The sequence below is a fragment of the Eubacterium callanderi genome (assembly GCF_900142645.1).
GTDB classification, from domain to species: Bacteria; Bacillota; Clostridia; order Eubacteriales; family Eubacteriaceae; genus Eubacterium; species Eubacterium callanderi.
This window is the reverse complement of record NZ_FRBP01000001.1, coordinates 113,124-131,735: the sequence shown is the minus strand read 5'-3', so window position 1 is coordinate 131,735 and position 18,612 is coordinate 113,124. Positions and strand designations below refer to the sequence as shown.

At 43.2% G+C, this 18,612-nt stretch carries 25 protein-coding genes; 23 read left to right on the top strand and 2 right to left on the bottom strand.

What is annotated here, in order from left to right:
* The first annotated feature begins 107 nt into the window (after positions 1 to 107).
* The 22 genes from BUC22_RS00675 to BUC22_RS00560 all read left to right on the top strand — a co-directional run bounded on the left by BUC22_RS00675 (position 108) and on the right by BUC22_RS00560 (position 15,339).
* Complete coding sequence (locus tag BUC22_RS00675; RefSeq protein WP_013381841.1) at positions 108 to 371, top strand: hypothetical protein; 264 nt, start codon at positions 108 to 110, stop codon at positions 369 to 371.
* 81 nt (positions 372 to 452) lie between these two features.
* On the top strand, positions 453 to 698 hold the full coding sequence (locus tag BUC22_RS00670; RefSeq protein ID WP_013381840.1) for a hypothetical protein: 246 nt from the start codon (positions 453 to 455) through the stop codon (positions 696 to 698).
* Between the two features lie 37 nt (positions 699 to 735).
* Positions 736 to 1,140, top strand: a complete 405-nt coding sequence (locus BUC22_RS00665) for a hypothetical protein (RefSeq protein ID WP_013381839.1) — start codon at positions 736 to 738, stop codon at positions 1,138 to 1,140.
* Between the two features lie 98 nt (positions 1,141 to 1,238).
* The gene (locus BUC22_RS00655) at positions 1,239 to 1,742 is read left to right on the top strand and encodes a hypothetical protein (protein WP_013381837.1); all 504 of its coding nucleotides are present in this window, start codon (positions 1,239 to 1,241) and stop codon (positions 1,740 to 1,742) included.
* 35 nt (positions 1,743 to 1,777) lie between these two features.
* Positions 1,778 to 2,050, top strand: a complete 273-nt coding sequence (locus BUC22_RS00650; protein ID WP_013381836.1) for a hypothetical protein — start codon at positions 1,778 to 1,780, stop codon at positions 2,048 to 2,050.
* Positions 2,051 to 2,105: 55 nt separating this feature from the next.
* Positions 2,106 to 2,627, top strand: coding sequence for a hypothetical protein (locus tag BUC22_RS00645; protein ID WP_013381835.1), 522 nt, complete (start codon positions 2,106 to 2,108; stop codon positions 2,625 to 2,627).
* Positions 2,628 to 2,699: 72 nt separating this feature from the next.
* A complete protein-coding gene (locus BUC22_RS00640; protein ID WP_013381834.1) occupies positions 2,700 to 3,086 on the top strand; it encodes a hypothetical protein in 387 nt (128 codons plus the stop codon).
* A 259-nt stretch (positions 3,087 to 3,345) separates the two neighbouring features.
* Positions 3,346 to 3,849, top strand: a complete 504-nt coding sequence (locus BUC22_RS00635) for a hypothetical protein (protein ID WP_041689922.1) — start codon at positions 3,346 to 3,348, stop codon at positions 3,847 to 3,849.
* A gap of 159 nt (positions 3,850 to 4,008) precedes the next feature.
* A complete protein-coding gene (locus BUC22_RS00630) occupies positions 4,009 to 4,725 on the top strand; it encodes a LytR/AlgR family response regulator transcription factor (RefSeq protein ID WP_073381812.1) in 717 nt (238 codons plus the stop codon).
* Position 4,726: 1 nt separating this feature from the next.
* Complete coding sequence (locus tag BUC22_RS00625) at positions 4,727 to 6,022, top strand: sensor histidine kinase (RefSeq protein ID WP_073381810.1); 1,296 nt, start codon at positions 4,727 to 4,729, stop codon at positions 6,020 to 6,022.
* Between the two features lie 118 nt (positions 6,023 to 6,140).
* Positions 6,141 to 6,299, top strand: coding sequence for a cyclic lactone autoinducer peptide (locus BUC22_RS00620; protein WP_013381829.1), 159 nt, complete (start codon positions 6,141 to 6,143; stop codon positions 6,297 to 6,299).
* Positions 6,300 to 6,331: 32 nt separating this feature from the next.
* The gene (locus BUC22_RS00615) at positions 6,332 to 8,554 is read left to right on the top strand and encodes a peptidase domain-containing ABC transporter (RefSeq protein WP_073381807.1); all 2,223 of its coding nucleotides are present in this window, start codon (positions 6,332 to 6,334) and stop codon (positions 8,552 to 8,554) included.
* Positions 8,555 to 8,626: 72 nt separating this feature from the next.
* Complete coding sequence (locus BUC22_RS00610) at positions 8,627 to 8,995, top strand: hypothetical protein (RefSeq protein WP_013381827.1); 369 nt, start codon at positions 8,627 to 8,629, stop codon at positions 8,993 to 8,995.
* Between the two features lie 554 nt (positions 8,996 to 9,549).
* Positions 9,550 to 10,011, top strand: a complete 462-nt coding sequence (locus BUC22_RS00600; protein ID WP_013381825.1) for a hypothetical protein — start codon at positions 9,550 to 9,552, stop codon at positions 10,009 to 10,011.
* Positions 10,012 to 10,036: 25 nt separating this feature from the next.
* Positions 10,037 to 11,158, top strand: coding sequence for an HlyD family secretion protein (locus BUC22_RS00595; RefSeq protein ID WP_013381824.1), 1,122 nt, complete (start codon positions 10,037 to 10,039; stop codon positions 11,156 to 11,158).
* Between the two features lie 49 nt (positions 11,159 to 11,207).
* Positions 11,208 to 11,792, top strand: a complete 585-nt coding sequence (locus tag BUC22_RS00590) for an accessory gene regulator ArgB-like protein (RefSeq protein ID WP_013381823.1) — start codon at positions 11,208 to 11,210, stop codon at positions 11,790 to 11,792.
* Between the two features lie 197 nt (positions 11,793 to 11,989).
* Entirely contained in the window at positions 11,990 to 12,334 is a 345-nt protein-coding gene (locus BUC22_RS00585) for a hypothetical protein (RefSeq protein WP_013381822.1), read from the top strand.
* 327 nt (positions 12,335 to 12,661) lie between these two features.
* A complete protein-coding gene (locus BUC22_RS00580) occupies positions 12,662 to 13,150 on the top strand; it encodes a hypothetical protein (protein ID WP_013381819.1) in 489 nt (162 codons plus the stop codon).
* The gene (locus BUC22_RS00575) at positions 13,143 to 13,673 is read left to right on the top strand and encodes a hypothetical protein (RefSeq protein WP_013381818.1); all 531 of its coding nucleotides are present in this window, start codon (positions 13,143 to 13,145) and stop codon (positions 13,671 to 13,673) included. Before BUC22_RS00580 ends, BUC22_RS00575 begins: the two co-directional genes overlap by 8 nt.
* Entirely contained in the window at positions 13,663 to 14,145 is a 483-nt protein-coding gene (locus BUC22_RS00570; protein ID WP_013381817.1) for a hypothetical protein, read from the top strand. The genes BUC22_RS00575 and BUC22_RS00570 overlap by 11 nt, the downstream gene beginning before the upstream one ends.
* Entirely contained in the window at positions 14,142 to 14,714 is a 573-nt protein-coding gene (locus BUC22_RS00565) for a replicative helicase loader/inhibitor (RefSeq protein WP_013381816.1), read from the top strand. Before BUC22_RS00570 ends, BUC22_RS00565 begins: the two co-directional genes overlap by 4 nt.
* Positions 14,698 to 15,339: an RNA polymerase sigma factor gene (locus BUC22_RS00560; RefSeq protein WP_013381815.1), complete on the top strand. Its 642-nt coding sequence runs from the start codon at positions 14,698 to 14,700 to the stop codon at positions 15,337 to 15,339. Before BUC22_RS00565 ends, BUC22_RS00560 begins: the two co-directional genes overlap by 17 nt.
* Before the next feature lie 17 nt (positions 15,340 to 15,356).
* Here the strand turns inward: BUC22_RS00560 and BUC22_RS00555 are convergent, their stop codons facing one another.
* Both BUC22_RS00555 and BUC22_RS00550 read right to left on the bottom strand, forming a co-directional pair.
* On the bottom strand, positions 15,357 to 16,250 hold the full coding sequence (locus tag BUC22_RS00555) for a helix-turn-helix transcriptional regulator (protein ID WP_013381814.1): 894 nt from the start codon (positions 16,248 to 16,250) through the stop codon (positions 15,357 to 15,359).
* Between the two features lie 50 nt (positions 16,251 to 16,300).
* Complete coding sequence (locus BUC22_RS00550) at positions 16,301 to 17,269, bottom strand: tyrosine-protein phosphatase (protein WP_073381804.1); 969 nt, start codon at positions 17,267 to 17,269, stop codon at positions 16,301 to 16,303.
* Between the two features lie 119 nt (positions 17,270 to 17,388).
* Between BUC22_RS00550 and hemW the strand changes: the two genes are divergently transcribed.
* Complete coding sequence (gene hemW, locus BUC22_RS00545) at positions 17,389 to 18,528, top strand: radical SAM family heme chaperone HemW (protein WP_073381802.1); 1,140 nt, start codon at positions 17,389 to 17,391, stop codon at positions 18,526 to 18,528.
* Positions 18,529 to 18,612 lie beyond the last annotated feature (84 nt).

Below are 18,612 nucleotides of genomic sequence, written 5' to 3'. Positions count from 1 at the left end.
ACCAGTATTCTAATTTTAATTGCCCGCTATTTTTATCAGATTTCTTTTCTGCTCTTTGGTTACTATGTGTATTTGCTCGTTATAAGTTTGAGAAAGGGTGAGAATCCATGAAAAAATATGTGCGAAACGGGATGATCATCTGCGCGCTGTCGCCGCTGATCGCCTATTATTTACATTTTATGGTTGGTACGGCCTCAAACCTTGTTTTTATGACACTGTCCAGCGCCACAGGCAATAGCGCGGTGGCGTATCTGGGATACATGGGAGGAATAGAAATGGTACCAGCCTGGACCATCGCTGTCAATGTGACTGTGCTCATCTATCTGGCTTACCGGTGGGAGACGGATAAAAAGAAAGGAGAGGAGCCATGAGGGCAGTACAGGATGTGTGCCTCCCCTGAGGGATGAAAAGCGGCCAATGTCATTTCTATTGTTAAAAAAGGAGGACATAAAATGCAATATCAAAAATTATCATACCCTGCAAGAAATTACGCCAGTGAGCTGTTTGAAGAATACCGGAACCGTATAAAAAAGAATGTACCTGACGAAAAAGCGTCGGTTATCAACTTTAAACCAGATATGAACAGCACGCGCTATATCTGCGAGCTTCAAAAATTCTTTCATTTCCAGGTAGAGGAAAATCAGGTGATCATTAACCGGTTCTTTGTGGATCAGATGACATGCTTTTATAAGTGGTAAAGATGTAAACGAAAAGTTTCAGACTGAGAGGAAAACAATGAAAAATAAGATATGTTTAGTCTATCTGGCGGTAGTTCCGTACCTTATTCTGGCGATGGTCACTGTGCACTGGTATGAGTATTACAGGCCAAGCCCGACCACGCTGGCTTTCGAACCCTTTTTGTTTGTTTTCACCATTTTGATGTACCCTGTCATCGGGGTTCTCCTGGCCCTCCTGCACATTATTCCCAAAAGTGTGTATGGTACAAAATGGGCAAGAAGCATTATGGCTGTCAATTTTATGGTACCAATTGCATTTTGGTCCATCTATTATTCTGGCTTCGGCGGACTGGGCGTGAATATGCTGTTCTTTATCAAGGTGCCGTCATTTACGACCTTGTCCCTTTTATTGATGGGCTATTACCTAGTTTTGTTAATGATGAGTTTTAAAAAAGGACAGTGAAATGAAAGGAAAAGTGATATTAATTATTTCCGTTTCAGTATGCGTAAAGGTCATTGAGATCATAAAAAAGCTGGAAATTAAGAGATGGGAGGTCAAAAGTGAAGAAGAAATTATTGACAGTGCTCGCGCTGCTGGCAGTCTGCTGCCTGATGTTTTTTGGCTGCTCAGCAAAAGAAATGGCAAGTGAGGAAATCCCTCTGTCCGAAAGGAGTATTGAGGAGCAGATTCAAAATGGCCGAAGCGACATATTTAAAGAATACGATAATATCAAGGCCTTTAGAGCCGTGTATCAAAATGATCTGAGAACCATGAACGGGCTGGTAGATCCTCATAAATATGATATTGTTTTGAAAAATCTTGAGTATGAGTACCCACAGATTCAGGAGTCTTCAAAGGTAACGGCAGCCTATAAAAAGATTGACAAGGATAAGTATGTGCTGAAGTATTACGATTCATTTGAAGAATACGGCGAATTAAAAGAAAGCGACCTGGCAGCCCTGAACGAATCCGGCAAGGCACAGGGGATCACCTACAAGCCGACCATTGCGGAACTTGTACCAGAGCAGGAAAATATCCGGGCCTATTATGAGAAGATTGTCTGAAAAATTAGAAGAATTGAGGACAGGAGGTGCGCAGAATGAGAGATACCATCAAAAACGGCGTGAGCTGGGTGGTTTACAGCGTCATCATTATGGTGGATATCGTGCTTAACTATCAGCTTTTCCACTGGCTGAGCAAGCCTCTTTACAGAATTAATGAAACACTTTTCGGCTCTGCGGAGCTGGGCCTGAAGGGCCAGCCACCCTTTGTGGTCTTTTTCCAATTCCTTATTCCAGTTATTCTGTTTTTGGTCATTGTGATGGCCGGGTATTTTCTGTGCAAGAAAATTGAGGAAAAGAAAAACCAATAAAATGACCTTTATCTTTACAAAAAAGAGCGTTTGCAGAATAAGAGGAGGAAAGTCCATGAAACTAAAAGCGTATCTAAACAGGCTGCTGCGGGAAGAATCCAAAAGTATGCGGGGAGTTCGTCTTGTCATTAAAATCATTTTGGTGCTCCTGGTTCTGTCGGTATACGCGCTTCTGAACACACTGGTGCTCGAAAGCATACCCGATAGGGCCTATGCTCTGATCAATCCTGAATTAGAAAACAATATGGTGCTTTATCATTATGTTTTTTCCCCGGCGGTTATCCTGGCACTGGTGCTCTCAATGGTATGGATCAGTAAGGACTTTAACTTAAAAAGAAGAAGCAAAATAAAAAAGGACAGCATTATTATCGGGCTAATTCTGTTTGCGTTATATATGATTCTTTATCTCCCATACATTTTTTATAGTTTTCAATCCTCAGCGTTTTTTGTCAGGATGGTACTTTTCTTTCTGTCCAAAGGAGCGAATCGGGCATTTTTGCAGGTGTTGTTACTGCTGTCGGGGTACTTTATCATAAATGGGGTTGTTAGGGCTCCAGTTGCGGGAGATAAAAATTGATTGTGTAAGAATTAGTTGGAGTTTCCTGTTTCGAGTGAAGAAAACTTCGATATTGATAATGAGGTGACAGAAATGAGCGAAAACAAGTTTTTGATTAAAATTGCGGTGACACCATATATTATTTTGGGGTTATTAACAATAAGTAATTTTATAGCTAAATGGCGGGCAGTCAATATTGATGCGATGATGAGTACAGGTCTCTACTATGCCGCGTTCATATTTTTACTGCTTATTTACATCATTTCAGGCATATTGATCGCAGGTTTGTATAAGGACTGTAAAAAGGTAAGTTCAAACAAGGCGTTGAAAATTATTTTAATCAGCAATTTAATTATCCTGCTCGGTTTTTTTGCAGCAGGTTATATTGGGATAAGCATCTTTGTTAGTATTAAAGATTTTTTAACCTTTGACATAGTATTAATGGGCAGTTACCTTTATCTTTTGGTCCAAAAATATTGAACTGCGCACTTTGTCTATCCTCACAGCGTTCTTCTGAATTTGGCAAAAAGACAAAACGACAAGATAATCATATTTTGTGATTATACCAGTTAAATTTGCGAGATAGCCGGTTAGTTTTGCGAAAGATCTTTTATGGCAGGCATAAACATGCTATATTTGTTTTTAACAAGATTAAAGATAGATATCTAGTGCTAAAAAGGTACCATTTGCTTTGAATGTGATTTTTTTAAGGGATAAAAACCACGAGAAAGGAGAAAAAATGAAAAAGAAATTGTTTGTAATGATGCTGGCATTGCTGGTTTTCTCTTTGCCATTGTCAGGATGCACGCCAGATAAAGAAGACGTACAGAAAGAAAACAAAGCGGAAAAAACCATGGAAGAACAAGTAGAGAACAATCAGAACGCGATTTTTAAACAGTACGACAACATCAAAGCATTCCGGTCGGAATACCAAAAGGATCTGGAGACAATGAACGCGCTTGTGGACCCGGATAAAGCGGAATTTGTTCTGAGCGATATCAGCTACACAGCAGGCGCGCCCAGCTCCGATTCAAAAGTCGATGCCACCTACAGGCGAATTAATAAGGAGACCTATGTTCTAAAATACTATGAATCCTGGGATGTGTATAATGAACAGGTAAAAAACGATTTGTCAGCACTCAATGAATCGGTTAAGGACCAGGGAATCGAATACCGTATAGACCGCGCGGAGCTCGTACCAGAGGATAACAGCGTCCGGGCTTATTTTGAGAAAGTGACATAAACGCTTTTATAAATAACGGGCAAATTATGGAAAAGACAGAAAGTACGGGCTTTCTGTCTTTTTTATATGTCTAAAAAATATATAGATATCTTTTATAAGTTGAAAATGTTATAATAAAATAAAGCGTAAATCCATGGATGGAGAGAGGAGGTCTTGAAAATGTTCCGTATTGGGGTGTGTGATGATGAAGCTTATTTCAGAAAGGACTTAAAAAAACGCTTAAAAGCTTATTTTGAAAGTAAAAAGTTCAAATCTGAAATCATCTTTTTTGAAAGAGGACGGGATCTTTTGAAGGTGGCAGAAAAAAAGCCTTTTGATCTTGCTTTTTTGGATATTGAAATGCCAGATATGGACGGGGTAGCTGTTGGACAAAAATTGAGGCGTATAAAACCAGATGTTTTTTTGATTTTTGTGACTTCCCACCACGAGTATGTCACGCAAGCTTTTCGTCTAGGGGCTTTTCAGTATTTAGAAAAGCCTTTGAATGATTCTTTTTTTAAACAGGAAATGGAACGCGTGGTAACGGCTTTTGTTTTAAGAAAACAGGACTATGTGTTAGAGTATAAAGGCGTAAAAACAAAAATTCCAATTTCACAAATGGTTTATCTTGAATCATCAGGCTGGAACGTTCTGGTACATACCAAGGAGAAAGATTACAAAATAGTAGGAAAATTGAGCGAGGAAGAAATCAGACTCCTTGATTATTATTTTATCCGCATTCATCAGAGTTATTTAGTCAATATGAAATATATCAAGCAGTTTTATAGTGAAAAGGTCATTTTATGGCATAAGGATAAAATTTTGCCGGTAAGCAGAAAATATAAAGACAATGCCCGATGCACTTTTTTAGAGTATCAACGTAAGGTGGGAATATAAAATGCAGGAAATTTGGGTGCAGGCTTTTGCCGCTGTGTTTGAGGCGGTTTTGATCTATTACTGGGTACGGGCTTTTTCGAAAAACAAAGCGAACAAAAGGATTCAAATTATCTTTGAAGTAGCGGGAGTAAGCGTTTGGATATTTATCTCTTTGGTCTTTCTAAAAAATCCATTAGCATTAATCTCGTTTACTGCAATAGGCTGTATAGTTATTTTTGGGATATACCATGTTCCATGGAAAATTGGTTTTGTGGCAACACTGATTTTTTGCGTGATTATGGCTTTATGTGATGTTTTATCAACTTATGCTGTAATGATGTTCAGCAATGAAAGTATTGAACATATACGGTTTGCGCCCAAGTATATGCTGATTTCAAATATAATAACAAAATTTTTACTGCTGTCTTTTGTAAGCTTTGTTTACGTTCACTGGAAAGCAGATATTAATCGGCTATCGATGCTTAGAGTGATCTATCTTCTGATATTACCAATAGCGAGCATTGCAATATTGAGTCAGATGCTTCGTTTTAATGATTTCGATAATCCAATAAGCATTATTATGTGTGTATTTGGCATCGTAGGGCTTTTTATTGGAAATATTTATTCCTTTACTTTTTTCGAAAAGGAAGAGAACCTTCAAAAACAGCAGTTAAGAGGGCTTTATCTTGAACAGCAAATTGAAAATCAGCGTTTGTATTATCGCAATCTTGAAGTTTCAAATGAGGAAATAAGGAAAATACGTCATGACCTGAAAAATGCCTTTGCGGCTCTTTCTGGTTATCTAAATGCGGAAAATATAGAAGATGCTAAAAAGTATGTAGATAAACACGTTGAAAACTTGGGAGAATTGACATATAATACAGGGCATCCTGCTGTTGATGCGGTTATTAACAATAAAAAATCAAGAGCAAATGAACTACAAATCCAATTTGATGTTAATATATGGCTACCAGAAGATTTACACATTGACGAAATGGATTTGTGTATTATTTTGGGGAATGCACTGGAGGCCTGTGAAAAAATGCCGTGTGGACAGGGGGAGATCATATTAAGCTTACGTAAAACAGGGGAGATGCTTTTGATCAACATAAAAAACACCTTTGATGAGAAACCGGTCAAGGATTCAGATGAGCTGGTTACAACGAAAAAAGATCAGATAAATCACGGCTTTGGTCTTAAAACAATACATCAATTAACAAAACAATATGATGGGACGATGGGTTATGAGGTAAAGAACGGCTGGTTTTGCTTGTCCATCAATTTAAACTTTAAAGACCCCGTTAATTCTGTGAGATAAACCGTCAATTCTGCGAGCCCTCTTTAAAAGTAAACGCAATCATGCTATCTTTAAATTATCCAGAAGGATAAATTTAAAGATAGCTTTTTTTATTAAAGCTGAGAAAGAGGTAAAGAAAATGAAAGAAAAAATGAAAAAAATAATCGTTCGCTTTGGGCCTTTGCTCACTATTTTAGCTTTGCAGATGGGCATTTTTACATCGAATGCATCGGCGTGTTTTTGGCAGTATCAGCCGAAGGAGCCAGAAGGGATGAAGAAATTTAAAAAAGATAACTAAGATGTTTATGGAAATTTTTGTGGGGTGATTGATTGAAAAGAAAAGTATTAGTAAAGCAACACGATGCAACCGATTGTGGTGCAGCCTGTCTTTCGATGATTTGCTTTTATTATCACAAAGAATTGAGTATTACCAAATTACGGGATGTCTTGGGGACAGATATTAAAGGCACTACTTTGGCCGGTTTGGCAAAAGGGGCAGAGTTTTTGGGCTTTGAAACAAAAGCACTTCGAGTAGATATGGAAAATTTTCAAGAACCTTTTACATTACCAGCCATAGCCCATGTTTTAACAGATGAGGGGTTAGCCCACTACATTGTTATTCGTAAGATAAAAAAAGGTAATGTATGGATATCCGATCCGGCAAAGGGCGATGAAAGGATGTCTGTTGTCGATTTTTACGATGACTTTGATGGTATTTTGCTTTTGCTAAAGCCCACAGAAAAATTTGTTGAATCAAAACAAAAAACAAAGTCGGTATTTGATCATTTTATGAAACTAATCCTAGCTCAAAAAAAATTATTTATTTACGCGATCATTGCCTCGTTATTGTTAACTGTCTTTGGTATTATTTCATCATTATTCAATAAGTTTTTTATGGATGAAATCTTACCATATCATTTAGAAAAAGAACTGCTGATTTACGTTATTGCGTTTGGTCTACTTGGCCTTACACAAGCAGCAGTTGGTTTTATTCGTTCACATATGCTTTTGTATTTATCCCAAAAAATTGATATACCGTTGGTTTTAGGCTATTTCAATCATATTTTCAACTTACCGGTCAGGTTCTTTGCGACAAGAAAGGTTGGCGATATTTTAACCCGGTTTTCAGATAGCTTTACAATAAAAAATGTCCTTACATCAATCTATCTGACAATTATTATTGACGTAGTGATGACTGTTGCTTCAGGGGTTATTTTATATGTTATGAATAAAAGCCTTTTTGCAGTTATTGTTGTAATCACTTTTATCAGCGCAATTTTGATTTATATTTTTAAACGGCCTTATAAAAAAATTAATTATGAACAAATGGAGCAGTCAGCACAGCTTAATTCAACCATTATTGAAAGCTTAAGGGGGATTGAAGCAGTTAAAGGGAATGCAAATGAAGAACAAACGATGGAGTATATTGAGAAAGACTATATAAAAAATCTGCGTGTAAACTTTCATCAAGGGTTCTTGTCAAATATTCAAGGAAGCATTAACGGTGTTATATCAACAATGGGTAACCTTGTTTTAATGTATATTGGAGCTTTACAGGTAATGGAGGGAAATATAACACTTGGGACCTTATTTGCCTTTACTTCTTTATCAGGATATTTTATGGAGCCGATCGGAAGATTGATCAGTATGCAGTTTCAGATACAGGAAGCCAGTATATCGATGAAACGTATGTCTGAAATTTTAGAAGTAGAAGAGGAACAAAATACAGAGATTAAGTATCCGATTTTTAATAAGATTCATTCAGATATTGAGATAAAGAATGTTATGTTCCGTTACGGTTCCAGAAAACCTGTGTTAGATAAAGTCTCTCTGACTATCCCTAAAGGAAAAAAGGTCGCATTAGTTGGGGAATCAGGATCTGGAAAGACAACTCTATCAAAACTATTGCTCCGATTTTTTGACTATGAAGATGGCAGTATCATGATTAATCATAAGGAAATAATGGATTACGATATTCGAAGTTTAAGAAAGTCAATTGGATATGTGCCACAAAATGTAGAGCTCTTTTCAGGAACTGTTATTAGTAATATACGCAGAGGTAAACCTGGAGCTTCCCAGCAAGAAGTGGAATATGCCTGTGAGCTAAGCGGTTGTGACAGCTTTATCGAAAAGCTTCCCGGAAGGTATCAAACATTTCTTGAAGAAGCAGGAGGGGGCTTATCGGGTGGAGAAAAACAGCGATTAGCGATGGCAAGGGCGCTGGTAAAACAGCCGGAATTTTTGATTTTAGATGAAGCTACCAGTAATCTTGACTTTATTAGTGAAAGTAAAATATATGATACGATTTTTAATAAATTACAGAAGACAACGATGCTGATCATTGCTCACCGCTTAAGTACAATTCGGAACTGTGATGTAATTTATGTGATGGATAAAGGAAGAGTCGTAGAAGTTGGGAGCCATGAGCAGTTATTGGAAAATAAAAATATGTATTATCAGCTGTGGATGAGTCAAATTGGAGAGAAAGATTACAAAGATACTGATAGAGAAGAAGAATCTATCGAAGAAAAGGATATTATGGTTTATGTTTAAATTCGCAAACAAAATATAATTAACTAAAAAATTTGTTTTATGGCGTAAAATGGAAAAACAGGAGATTAAATTATGAAAATTAATAATTTGTACACAGATAAACAAATGAGAATGCCGAGAGATTATCAAGCTATTAATAACGATGAGATGGAGTATATTGATGGCGGTGTCAGTTATAGACCAATTTTTAATGGTGCTGGATACTATGTTGAATTAAATGGAGAAGATTGTGCGAGACAAGCAGCATATTTAGCAATTGCAGGCGCTACTATTGGTGGTGTAATAGCTTTATTAGGTGGAATACCTGGTGCAATAGCTGGTATGACTGCTAATGTAGTTTTTGCTGCTGGTGCTGGAGTAATGGGTATTGCAGCAGCTAAAGGAGGATATTATATGCAGTTTAGAACGGGAAGATTGGTAAGTGCGGGTTTTCTTTCTTAAATAGTTAGTAAGTATTTAAAAATCTATTTTACGCTATAAAACAAAATTTTTAGCTAATTATATTATATAGAATAAGATATAATGAGGTGAAATGATGAAAAAAAAGAAAGTGTTTATTGCCATACAGTCGATAATACTGTTTTGTCTGGCATTTATTGCTTATATAGCCTATAAAACAAATTTTTTGACGGTCTCTGAAGTAACGGTTATTGTTTGCATATTTATCGGTATAGGTATCATAATAAACATTTTGAATATTTATTTGGTAATAAAAAAAAACAAAGATGGTAATAAAAAATAATGTGAAAAATCGAGCATTTTTTCTAATTGGCATTGTTAGTTTATTGTTAATAGGTCTATTAGTATTTGTAGCAACAAAAGGTAAAAGTTTATTTGATAATTATATAAACGTATTAACCATAGTAATTGGAGTCTTGTTTGCTATTTTGTTAGTGGTTTCTGTTATATTGCTTGTTTGGAAAAAAAGATAAATTTATTTTGCGCTATAAAGTTATAATATTTTGAATTATTAAGTAAATATTAGAGAGGTAAAAATGAAAGAAATATTGGTAAACAAAGAAAAAAAATTAAAACTTTCCAATTGTATCCAGTATGTTTTTGATCCAAAAGAAAGCAAAACAGAAAGTAAGATAATTAATCAAATGGTTAATTGTATAAGATCTAAAGGATTAAAACAAATTGGGCCGTTAATAACCCATACGACGGTTTGTATTGAAAATGATTTGCCGCGTATTCAGATTGCATATATAATGCAAGTATCAGAAGATACCATTAAAATTAATGAACCTTATGCGTTTTCTCGTGAAATTTATGAGGAAAAATGTTTAATGGCGGAGTTTCGAGGAAAAAATGATTGTATTCAAATAGCATATCAAAAATTATCCGTTTATGCTTATGAACACGAATTAAAATTAAGAGGTGATAACTATACCGTTTATCTGAAGCAAGATGAAAGTAGTAGTATACTTGCACATATATTTATGCCATTATTCTGACATAGAATAATATATTGAGGTTTATATGAAAATTTATCATTATTCAGATTTAAAAGACAGCCGTATTATGTATGATCGTAATCCGCCGGTACTTTTTCCGATTATTGTACTATTGGTACTTGTTTTAGTCATTGTTTTGATTTTTTTATCAATCAGAACGGATAAAACTTACGTTGTCAAAGGGCAGGGAATGGTGCAGTCGAATGAGCTTCGCTATATCATGAGTGAATTCTCAGGAGAGATTATGAATTGCGCAATAGAGGAGAACAAGGAAGTGCAAACCGGTGAAATTTTAGGCGTCGTCAATTCGCCAGATTTAGCTTTGCAAAAACAGCAGATTGAAGGCCAGATTGCCATTACCGACAATCGGATACAGCTGCTAAGCAGACTGGAAAGCAATTTAAAATATGGAACGAATACCTTTGATCCTAACGATTCGGTAGAAGCTGAATTTTATAACCGTATAGCTGTGATGGATTCTAGTCAGGCCGAGCAACAGCTGAGCATTGATCAGATCAATGATGAATTAATGAAAAAGCAAGGCATGACCGATGAACAGATACAGCAGTATAAGGATACCTACCTTAATAAACAACAGCAAATATTTGATCAAACACTTGCTGAGGCTACAAAAGAAAAGGCGCAATATCAGGCTGAAAGAGATAAACTTCAGGTTCAATCCGATACGCTGGAAACTGGTAAAAATGAATATACAATCACTGCGCCGATTACAGGGGTGTTGCATACAACGATCCCGGTCGCAGATGGAATGGTAATACAGGCTGGGAGTGCCATTGCAACACTTTCGGGAAAAGATAATCTTTATTTTGAAACAAGTATCAGTTCATCAGATCGTTCAAAGATAGATATAGGCGACCCGGTAGAAATAGCCGTTAATGGTTTATTAGAAACTGAATTTGGAACCTTGAAGGGTAAGGTGACAGATATAGATGCCGATGCAACCATACAGGAAAAGGACGGCAATATTTATTTTAAGGCAAAAGTACAGCCGGATGCAAATTGTCTGTTTGATAAAAAGAATCAGCCAGTCTATCTTACATCTGGAATGACAGCTGAGGTAAGGGTTAAATATGATAAGATCAGCTATTATAATTATTTTTTAGATGCACTTGGAATACGAGTTTAAGGCTTTAAGTGAATAAATGAAAAACTATTGTAAAACAGGAGACTCCCCCATGATCCACAACCTATCCCAAAAACTAACCACCACCTTCATCCACCACCGCATCATTGACGCTGAAGACCGGGAGATTTATATTTACAGCTTTGAGCTCCTGCTGTCCGCGGTCATCAACCTGGCGGTGGTGGTGCTTTTAATATGCCTCACCGGGCAGGTGTGGGGCGGCGTGAGCTTTGTTTTGGCCTTTCTGGTGCTTCGGCAGTCCGCTGGAGGGTACCACGCGTCCTCGCATTTTTTCTGTATCCTGAGCTTTACGGTCATTTTTTCGGTGTTTCTGGCAGTGATCATTTTTCTGCCGCCGCTTTACTACCTGCCGGTTATTCTGGGAGCCTTAACCATCGGCATCCCGGTCATTGTGCGCACCGCGCCGGTGGCCCATGAGAACAAGCCCCTGACCGGGGCGGAGTGTGCGCGCTTGAGCCATCTGGCAAAGCTGACCGTGGTTGTCTTAACAGCCCTGATCATGACGGGCTGGTACTTGGTGCCCTGGAACGCGGCGTCTGTCGGTGCGGCCCTGGGGCTTCTGACGGTTGCGCTGTCGTCCCTGGCGGCGCTATATCAAAAGAGAAAGCGGGCTTAAGCCTGCCCTGGACTGTCGACAAAGTCAAAAAGTGGTTATAAAGCTAAAGTAAGAGGCGACTTCAATTCTATATTCTTCATTAAATAATCTTTTCTTTAACGCTTTATCTCTTGGAAATAAAATTTGTCGACACTTTAAGCAGAGAGCTTATGCTTTCTGTTATTTTTTTGCTCTAAATAAAGAGAGAAGGAGTTATTATGAATAAAAAAGATTTGTACGCAGTGCTTAAAGACAAAATCCGTATTGCCTGGGTGGAGGTTTTTACAGACCCGGAAGCAGGGGATGGCCTTCGGGTCTGGTTTGAGGACTGGCGGGGGCTGGAGTTTTACCGGAGTAAGGCAACCTTTGCCAGATGGCTGGAGGAATGGGATATTGTGAGCACTGCGGCGGCGGAAAAGGCGGCCAGGGCGCTTCTGCCGGGCAGCCAGCTTCTGCCCATGTACCGCGGCCCAAAATGTACCTTTGTCCAGATTAAGACCAAATCGACCAAAGCCGGGGAGAAGTATGCCTACAGCTGGGTAAATTTGGATTTAATTAATTAACGGCCCCGGGCCTGTAAAGGAGGCGAAATGCCTGGAGCTTAAAAACGGCATGATCGTGCGCCATCTGCACCGGGACGCCACCATAAGGCGCAAGCTGGAGGAGGCAAGGCAGGTGGCGGCTGCGCTGGAAAAAAGATGAAAAAGGTATGTGTTTGTCCCATAAGTGCAAAATAATACCCGATATACAGATGAAAACAGCCATATTTTACCCTTTTTTGCCGGTTTACGCCGCCAACCCGCGGTTTGCGGCATTGGCCAGCGCCCGGTATAATACACCTACAAGCTTGAAAAAACAAAGAACACCGGTGTTCCGAAAGGAACGATCAAATGAATAATCAAATAAACAGAATGGTTGTCACACCCGAGGAGCTGAAGGATCAGCCGGCTATCACCACACTGGACCAGCTGTTCTGCATGGAGCTCATGGATTTGCAGATGAACCGGGAGGAATTATTAAGGGCATATTATAACCGCACGCTGTTTCTGGGCAGGTCGCCGGAGCAGCCCGTGACGGTGGTGTACGGTACGGGCGCCACCCCCTGCTACAATATCCGCGAAGCAGCGGCGCTCATGGGAAAACGAGAAGGCATTGACGCTTTTATCGCAGAGCACAGCGATGCGCTGGGCGTGACCATGCGTATTGCGGCGGCGCCGGACAGGCTGGGGCTGCTCGAATTTCTGCCCACGGCGGACATCGAGGGGATTCATCGCCTGGCAGCGCTGCTGGGCAAAGAAGCGGACCCGGAGGGCATGGCCATCATGTTTGAGCTGTTGGAGGAAAAGGCTGTGGCCTGGGGGAGACAGTGCTATGCATAAGTTTACCATTACAGACACAACCTGCTATGATACGCTCTGGCTGCCGGGCCTTGAGACAATACCGGCGGTCATTGACCCGCCTATGTATTACGGCGGAGAGCCGGAGGTATGGCTGGCGCTGAGCCCGATCCTGCCCCTGCTCGGCCAGACCTCAGCCAGCAAGCTGGCCGGGCTCATCGTTTTGGGAAGCAAGTGCAAGCGCCGGGTGTATTTTGGGGGAAGGCACCGCCACATGTGGATGGTGAACATGCAGGGGTTGCGCGGGCTGCTGCTGTTTATAAAGGACGATGTAAAAATGGAATGGGCGAAGGAGCAGTTTGAACGAAAGGTACACGCCCTGGAAATGCTGCATAAGGGGGACGCAAAGACCTCCATCCTTTACCACTATGAGGAGGGGAGTGAACCGGTTCCAGCCGAGGAATACGGCTGTGAGGCCGGGACACTGGCCCGTGTGCTGATCGGCACGCACCGCCGCTGCCAAAAGCTGGAGGAGATGCTGGAGCAGGTGGAGAATGGGGCTTAACTACCTGGCGGAGCTCAACGCCATGCGGGATTATCTGCTGCTGAGGCCTCTGGCCTCCGGGCAGATATCCCTGTGGCACGGGCTCATGATGATCAATAACCTCTGTGGCTGGAAGAGCTGGTTTACAGCGCCGAATATGACGCTGCAGGCTTTTTCGGGGCTTTCGGACAGTGGAATCCATAAGGCGCGGAAGGTGCTTAAAGAGAGGGAGCTCATTGACTACCTGCCCGGATCGTCTGGGGTGATACCGGCAAAATATCACATTTATCCGGTATCCCTGCGGGTCCGGGAGGCGCGCGGCAGTAAGGGCAGTAGTACAGGCAGCAGTACAGGCAGTGGTGCGGGCAGTGAGACAGGGAGCCGTACAGGCGGCAGTACCACATTCTATAAACAGAACAAACCAGACAAAAAGAGACAAAAGGAAACCACCAATCCTTTTTTAAAAATGTTAAGCGATGAGGAGGAAATGTGAACCGAAACGAAACGTTAAAAATTCTGGCGGTCATCAGGGCGGCCTATCCCTATTATTACAATAACCAGTCGGAGGAGGACCTGAAAACTGTGGTCAGCCTCTGGCAGGGGATGTTTGAGGAGTATGAGTACGGGCTGGTATCCGGTGCGGTGCGGGCCTTTATCGCCAGTGACACTAAGGGTTTTCCGCCCTCTGTGGGCATGGTTCTGGACAAGCTGAGGCTGCTCACCGCGCCGCCGGAGCTCTCGGAAATGGAGGCCTGGAACCAGCTTTCCAGGGCGGTTAAAAATTCGGCCTGGTACGCCGAGGAGGAATTCGACAAGCTGCCGGAGGATATCCGCGGCATTGTGGGCTCTCCGGCCAGCCTCCGGGAGTGGGCATTGATGGAGGCGGGCACCTTTCACTCGGTCATTCAGTCCAATTTTATGCGCAGCTACCGGGCCAGCCGGGGGCGTAAACGCGCCCTTGAGGAGCTTCCGGAAAGTGTGCGCGGCATGATCGGGGAGCTGGCCGCTCAGAAAACCCTGCCGCCTGAGCAGAGGAGGGATGAAAATGCAAGCGGTGAATGAGCAGGACAACCAGGCCGAGATCCTCCGCTTTATCGAGATGGCTAAGCGGGGCGACAAGGACATGAAGCTGGCAGTGGTCAATCTTTTCAAGCCCATGGCTTACAGCATGGTTTACCGGTCTTTTTATGATAAAGAGGAGCGGGAGGAAATGTACCAGGAGGCCTGCTTGCAGATATTGGAGGCCATTGAGGATTTTGACACGGAAAAGTACCGGCATGTGTATTTCCGGTATTACCTTAAAAACCGTCTGCGGTTTATGATTTCAAACCGGATTTGGCGCATTGGACTTGAGAAAAGGCGGTTTATCTACTCGATGGATGAAAAAACAGCCGGAGTCCAGAGAGGGGAGTGCGTGAAAAAGAACCAGCTTCCGGCTGAGGAGAATACGGAGGAGCTGGCCATCAGAGGCTGTATGGCGCAGAAGGTGCTGGAGGTGATGCAAGAAAAGATGGAGCAGAAAACCTATGAGGCGGTCTGCCGGCATTTCATGGAAGGTATCAGCTACGCCGAGATCGCCAGGAAAAGGGGGAAGAGCCGCTCCACTGTCCATAAACAGTGCAGCCGTGCGCTGGACAGGGTGAAGCGGGAACTGCTCGGGGATGAGGAGTATCTGAGACGTCTGTAAAGCCGGGTGTGCTGGTATCAGGTATAATGGGCCAGAGCTTTTTCAAGCTCCTCTTTCAGGGACGCGCAGAGGGGTTTGGGGGAATGGAGGATCAGGTCGCCGCCAAAGGAAAGAAGGTAGCCTATGAGCCAGTTGTCCACAGGCAGACAGGTGCGCACGTCAAAGTCGCCCCCGGGCAGCGGGGTAACCTGGGCACCGGCGAACTCGTCGTAAACCCGGTAGGCCCGGTTTTTAAGGATGGTAAAGTGGAGCGGGGTCATGACGGTTTTAGCTGTTTCGGTAAAGGGGACGGCGGGATAGGGCTCAAAGGTGTCCCCCAGCACCTGCAGGTCCTGGATGCGGAACAGCTTGAACACGCGGTAGTCCTGTCTCGTATGGCAGTAGGCCTGAAGATACCAGTTGTGGCCTTTGAACAGCAGCTTGATGGGATCAGCGGTGCGCTCGCTTTTCTTCCCGTCGGCGCTCCAGTAGGAAAAGTGGATGGTGCGCCGGTTGAGAATGGCGTTTTTGAGCTCGTCTGAGCGCTTCCGGTCCTGTATGGAACCGCCCCAGCCCGTAAAATCCACCTCGATCCAGCTTTGCTGGTTCTTTTTAAAAAAAGTTCCCAGTTTGGTGAGCAGGCCGTCAGGGTCCGGGTACTCGACGGCTTTAAGGCTTTGAAGGGCCATGAGGATTTCATTCTGCTCAGCGTCGCTCAGGATGGACTTATCCAGGGTGTACCCGTCCATGAGGGCGATGCCGCCGTTTTTTCCCACGTTGGTGTAAATGGGGACGCCGCTAACGCTCAGGCGGTCAATGTCCCGGTAAATGGTGCGGACAGAGACTTCAAAATGGTTTGCCAGCTCGCTGGCGGTCATCTGCCCCTTGTCCAGAAGCAGGTAGATAATTTCGAACAGGCGATGGGTCTGCATGATGTTTCTCCAATTAAAATGGACGGCAGATCTGCCGTCCGTTTTGTTTTTTATACGCTTGGCGCTTCCAGCATGTTTTCGCGGATTTTGTCCAGATCTTCTTTTGTCAGATCGGTTTTATCAAGCAGGTAAGCGTCGACATTTTCGTAGTTTTCCTTGATGTAGTTCAGCTGGATCTTCAGCCATTCAGGCTTGACGCCAAAGAAATCCTTGAGCTGGTCTTTGGAAATACCCTTGGCCTCGTTCATTTCATCGGCCATGATGGTGCCGAGAACCTCGAAGGCTTCATCGAAGGTCAGGTTGGTCAGGGAGTAATCCGAGATGATGGTTTCCTCCGGTACACCGCAGATCAGCAGAATGAGGGCAGTCATGAAGCCGGTGCGGTCCTTTCCGTTGGTGCAGTGGTACAGGATGGGGTATTGGTTGGGGTCGGTCATGACCTTGAGGATTTCTGCGTAAAGCGGAGCGGCGTTTTCGACCTGGTAGCGGTAGATTTTGCGCATGAACGCATCAATGCCGTCAGGGGCTGTAAAGTCGATCTCGTTGTGGCTGAAGGGAATATTTTTGAGCACCGGAATGTTTTTGTAATCTGCGGTGGAGGGCAGCTTGTCCGGCATGGCCTTGGCTTTAGGCGCGTCCCTGAAGTCAAAGACATGCTTGAGGCCGAGTTCCTCAAAGTATTCCACATCCTTATCGGAAAGGTGGGCCAGCTCCTCGCTGCGGATCACCTTGCGCCATTTTGTCCTGCGTCCGTCCAGGCCGGTATAGCCGCCGATATCGCGGATATTGATGGAATTTTCCAGCTGGATCAGCCGCTTGCCCAGGTTGGACTCGTCACAGAAGATCAGGTGGTCTTCGTCCTTAAAATCGGTTTCCCAGGGGTTTTTCTCTGGAAGCGGGAGGCTGTCGTTCTGGCTAAAATCTTCTGCCTGAAGCTTTTTCTGGCGTTTTTTATGAATCAGATATGGGACTGCGGCAGCCGCGGCAATAAGCGCCCCAATGCCTACAAATTTTTTCATATGTTCACTCCTTTGACTCTTTCTACTTTATTATATAGAATATATTGTAACATAAAGACTTAAATTTGTCCTGGTGACAATTTGTTTTTTCATCATATTTTATAAAAAGGAGCGTTTTAATGGAAAATGTCGGAATTTATGTGCATGTCCCCTTCTGCCGGCAGAAGTGCCGTTACTGTGACTTTCCCTCATGGGCAGGTCTTGGCGAGGCTGAGGCCGGGCGCTATTTTGACGCGGTCTGCCTTGAGATAAAGGCCTTCGCGGCTGAGCATGGCAGGCTGCCCGCGGGAACGGTTTATTTTGGCGGGGGCACGCCCTCCTATGTGGCGGCCGGTTATATCGGAAAGGTCATGGACTGTATCCGTGAGTGCTTTAAGCTGCCAGAGGCGGCCATTGAGGCGACCATTGAGGCGAACCCTGGAACCCTGACCGATGCGAAATGCCGGGCTTACCGCAGCATGGGCCTCAACCGTGTGAGCATGGGTCTCCAGACCACAAGCGACAGGGGGCTGAAGGCTCTGGGGCGTATCCACACCTGCGCGGATTTCGTGGCGTCTCTTGATTTGCTGGTAGGCGCGGGATTTGAGAATATTTCAGCGGATTTGATGTTCGGCCTGCCGGGGCAGACCCTGGAGGATGTGCGGCAGGATATTGACCGGCTTACCGCCTTTGCGCCCATAAAGCATATTTCCTGCTACAGCCTGAAAATCGAGGAGGGAACAGCCTTTGACACGCTGTACCGCCAGGGAAAGCTGCCGGTGCCGGACGAGGGGCTTGAACGGCAGATGCAGCACGCCATCATTGATGGTCTGGCTGAGAACGGCTTTGAGCAGTATGAGCTGTCAAACTTTGCGAGAAATGGCTGGGAAAGCCGTCACAACAGCCTGTACTGGGTGATGAAGCCCTATGTGGGCTTTGGACTGGGGGCAGCCTCCTATTACAAGGAAGAGCGCCGAACCAATGTGATGGATATGGAAGACTACTGCGCTCTGGTCACGCAGGGAAAAGCCCCGGTGCTCGAGGCGCATACTCTGGACGCCCAGGAGAAAAAGGGCGACTTTATGTTTCTGGGCCTGCGGCGCATGTGCGGTGTGGATGATGCGGATTACCGGGAACTGTTTGGCAGTAGTTTTTTTGAGGATTTTGAGGAAATCGGAAGCCTTGTAGAGCGGGGCCTTCTCACGCGTGAGGATCAGGTGATCCGGCTTACCCCAAAGGGGCAGGACCTGGCGAATCAGGTGTTTGTAGCCTTTGTTTAGAGTGGGTCTGCTGTGGTGGAATACGCCGTGGACGGCCTTGCTTAAATAATGTTTAAATCTTAAAAACTTGACATTTATCTTATA

Excerpts from the sequence above, each read along its gene's own strand:
- BUC22_RS00675 (WP_013381841.1), top strand. The coding sequence starts at position 108 with ATGAAAAAATATGTGCGAAACGGGATGATCATCTGCGCGCTGTCGCCG.
- BUC22_RS00670 (WP_013381840.1), top strand. The coding sequence starts at position 453 with ATGCAATATCAAAAATTATCATACCCTGCAAGAAATTACGCCAGTGAG.
- BUC22_RS00665 (WP_013381839.1), top strand. The coding sequence starts at position 736 with ATGAAAAATAAGATATGTTTAGTCTATCTGGCGGTAGTTCCGTACCTT.
- BUC22_RS00650 (WP_013381836.1), top strand. The coding sequence starts at position 1,778 with ATGAGAGATACCATCAAAAACGGCGTGAGCTGGGTGGTTTACAGCGTC.
- BUC22_RS00645 (WP_013381835.1), top strand. The coding sequence starts at position 2,106 with ATGAAACTAAAAGCGTATCTAAACAGGCTGCTGCGGGAAGAATCCAAA.
- BUC22_RS00640 (WP_013381834.1), top strand. The coding sequence starts at position 2,700 with ATGAGCGAAAACAAGTTTTTGATTAAAATTGCGGTGACACCATATATT.
- BUC22_RS00635 (WP_041689922.1), top strand. The coding sequence starts at position 3,346 with ATGAAAAAGAAATTGTTTGTAATGATGCTGGCATTGCTGGTTTTCTCT.
- BUC22_RS00630 (WP_073381812.1), top strand. The coding sequence starts at position 4,009 with ATGTTCCGTATTGGGGTGTGTGATGATGAAGCTTATTTCAGAAAGGAC.
- BUC22_RS00625 (WP_073381810.1), top strand. The coding sequence starts at position 4,727 with ATGCAGGAAATTTGGGTGCAGGCTTTTGCCGCTGTGTTTGAGGCGGTT.
- BUC22_RS00620 (WP_013381829.1), top strand. The coding sequence starts at position 6,141 with ATGAAAGAAAAAATGAAAAAAATAATCGTTCGCTTTGGGCCTTTGCTC.
- BUC22_RS00610 (WP_013381827.1), top strand. The coding sequence starts at position 8,627 with ATGAAAATTAATAATTTGTACACAGATAAACAAATGAGAATGCCGAGA.
- BUC22_RS00600 (WP_013381825.1), top strand. The coding sequence starts at position 9,550 with ATGAAAGAAATATTGGTAAACAAAGAAAAAAAATTAAAACTTTCCAAT.
- BUC22_RS00595 (WP_013381824.1), top strand. The coding sequence starts at position 10,037 with ATGAAAATTTATCATTATTCAGATTTAAAAGACAGCCGTATTATGTAT.
- BUC22_RS00590 (WP_013381823.1), top strand. The coding sequence starts at position 11,208 with ATGATCCACAACCTATCCCAAAAACTAACCACCACCTTCATCCACCAC.
- BUC22_RS00585 (WP_013381822.1), top strand. The coding sequence starts at position 11,990 with ATGAATAAAAAAGATTTGTACGCAGTGCTTAAAGACAAAATCCGTATT.
- BUC22_RS00580 (WP_013381819.1), top strand. The coding sequence starts at position 12,662 with ATGAATAATCAAATAAACAGAATGGTTGTCACACCCGAGGAGCTGAAG.
- BUC22_RS00575 (WP_013381818.1), top strand. The coding sequence starts at position 13,143 with ATGCATAAGTTTACCATTACAGACACAACCTGCTATGATACGCTCTGG.
- BUC22_RS00570 (WP_013381817.1), top strand. The coding sequence starts at position 13,663 with ATGGGGCTTAACTACCTGGCGGAGCTCAACGCCATGCGGGATTATCTG.
- BUC22_RS00560 (WP_013381815.1), top strand. The coding sequence starts at position 14,698 with ATGCAAGCGGTGAATGAGCAGGACAACCAGGCCGAGATCCTCCGCTTT.
- BUC22_RS00555 (WP_013381814.1), bottom strand. The coding sequence starts at position 16,250 with ATGCAGACCCATCGCCTGTTCGAAATTATCTACCTGCTTCTGGACAAG.
- BUC22_RS00550 (WP_073381804.1), bottom strand. The coding sequence starts at position 17,269 with ATGAAAAAATTTGTAGGCATTGGGGCGCTTATTGCCGCGGCTGCCGCA.
- hemW (WP_073381802.1), top strand. The coding sequence starts at position 17,389 with ATGGAAAATGTCGGAATTTATGTGCATGTCCCCTTCTGCCGGCAGAAG.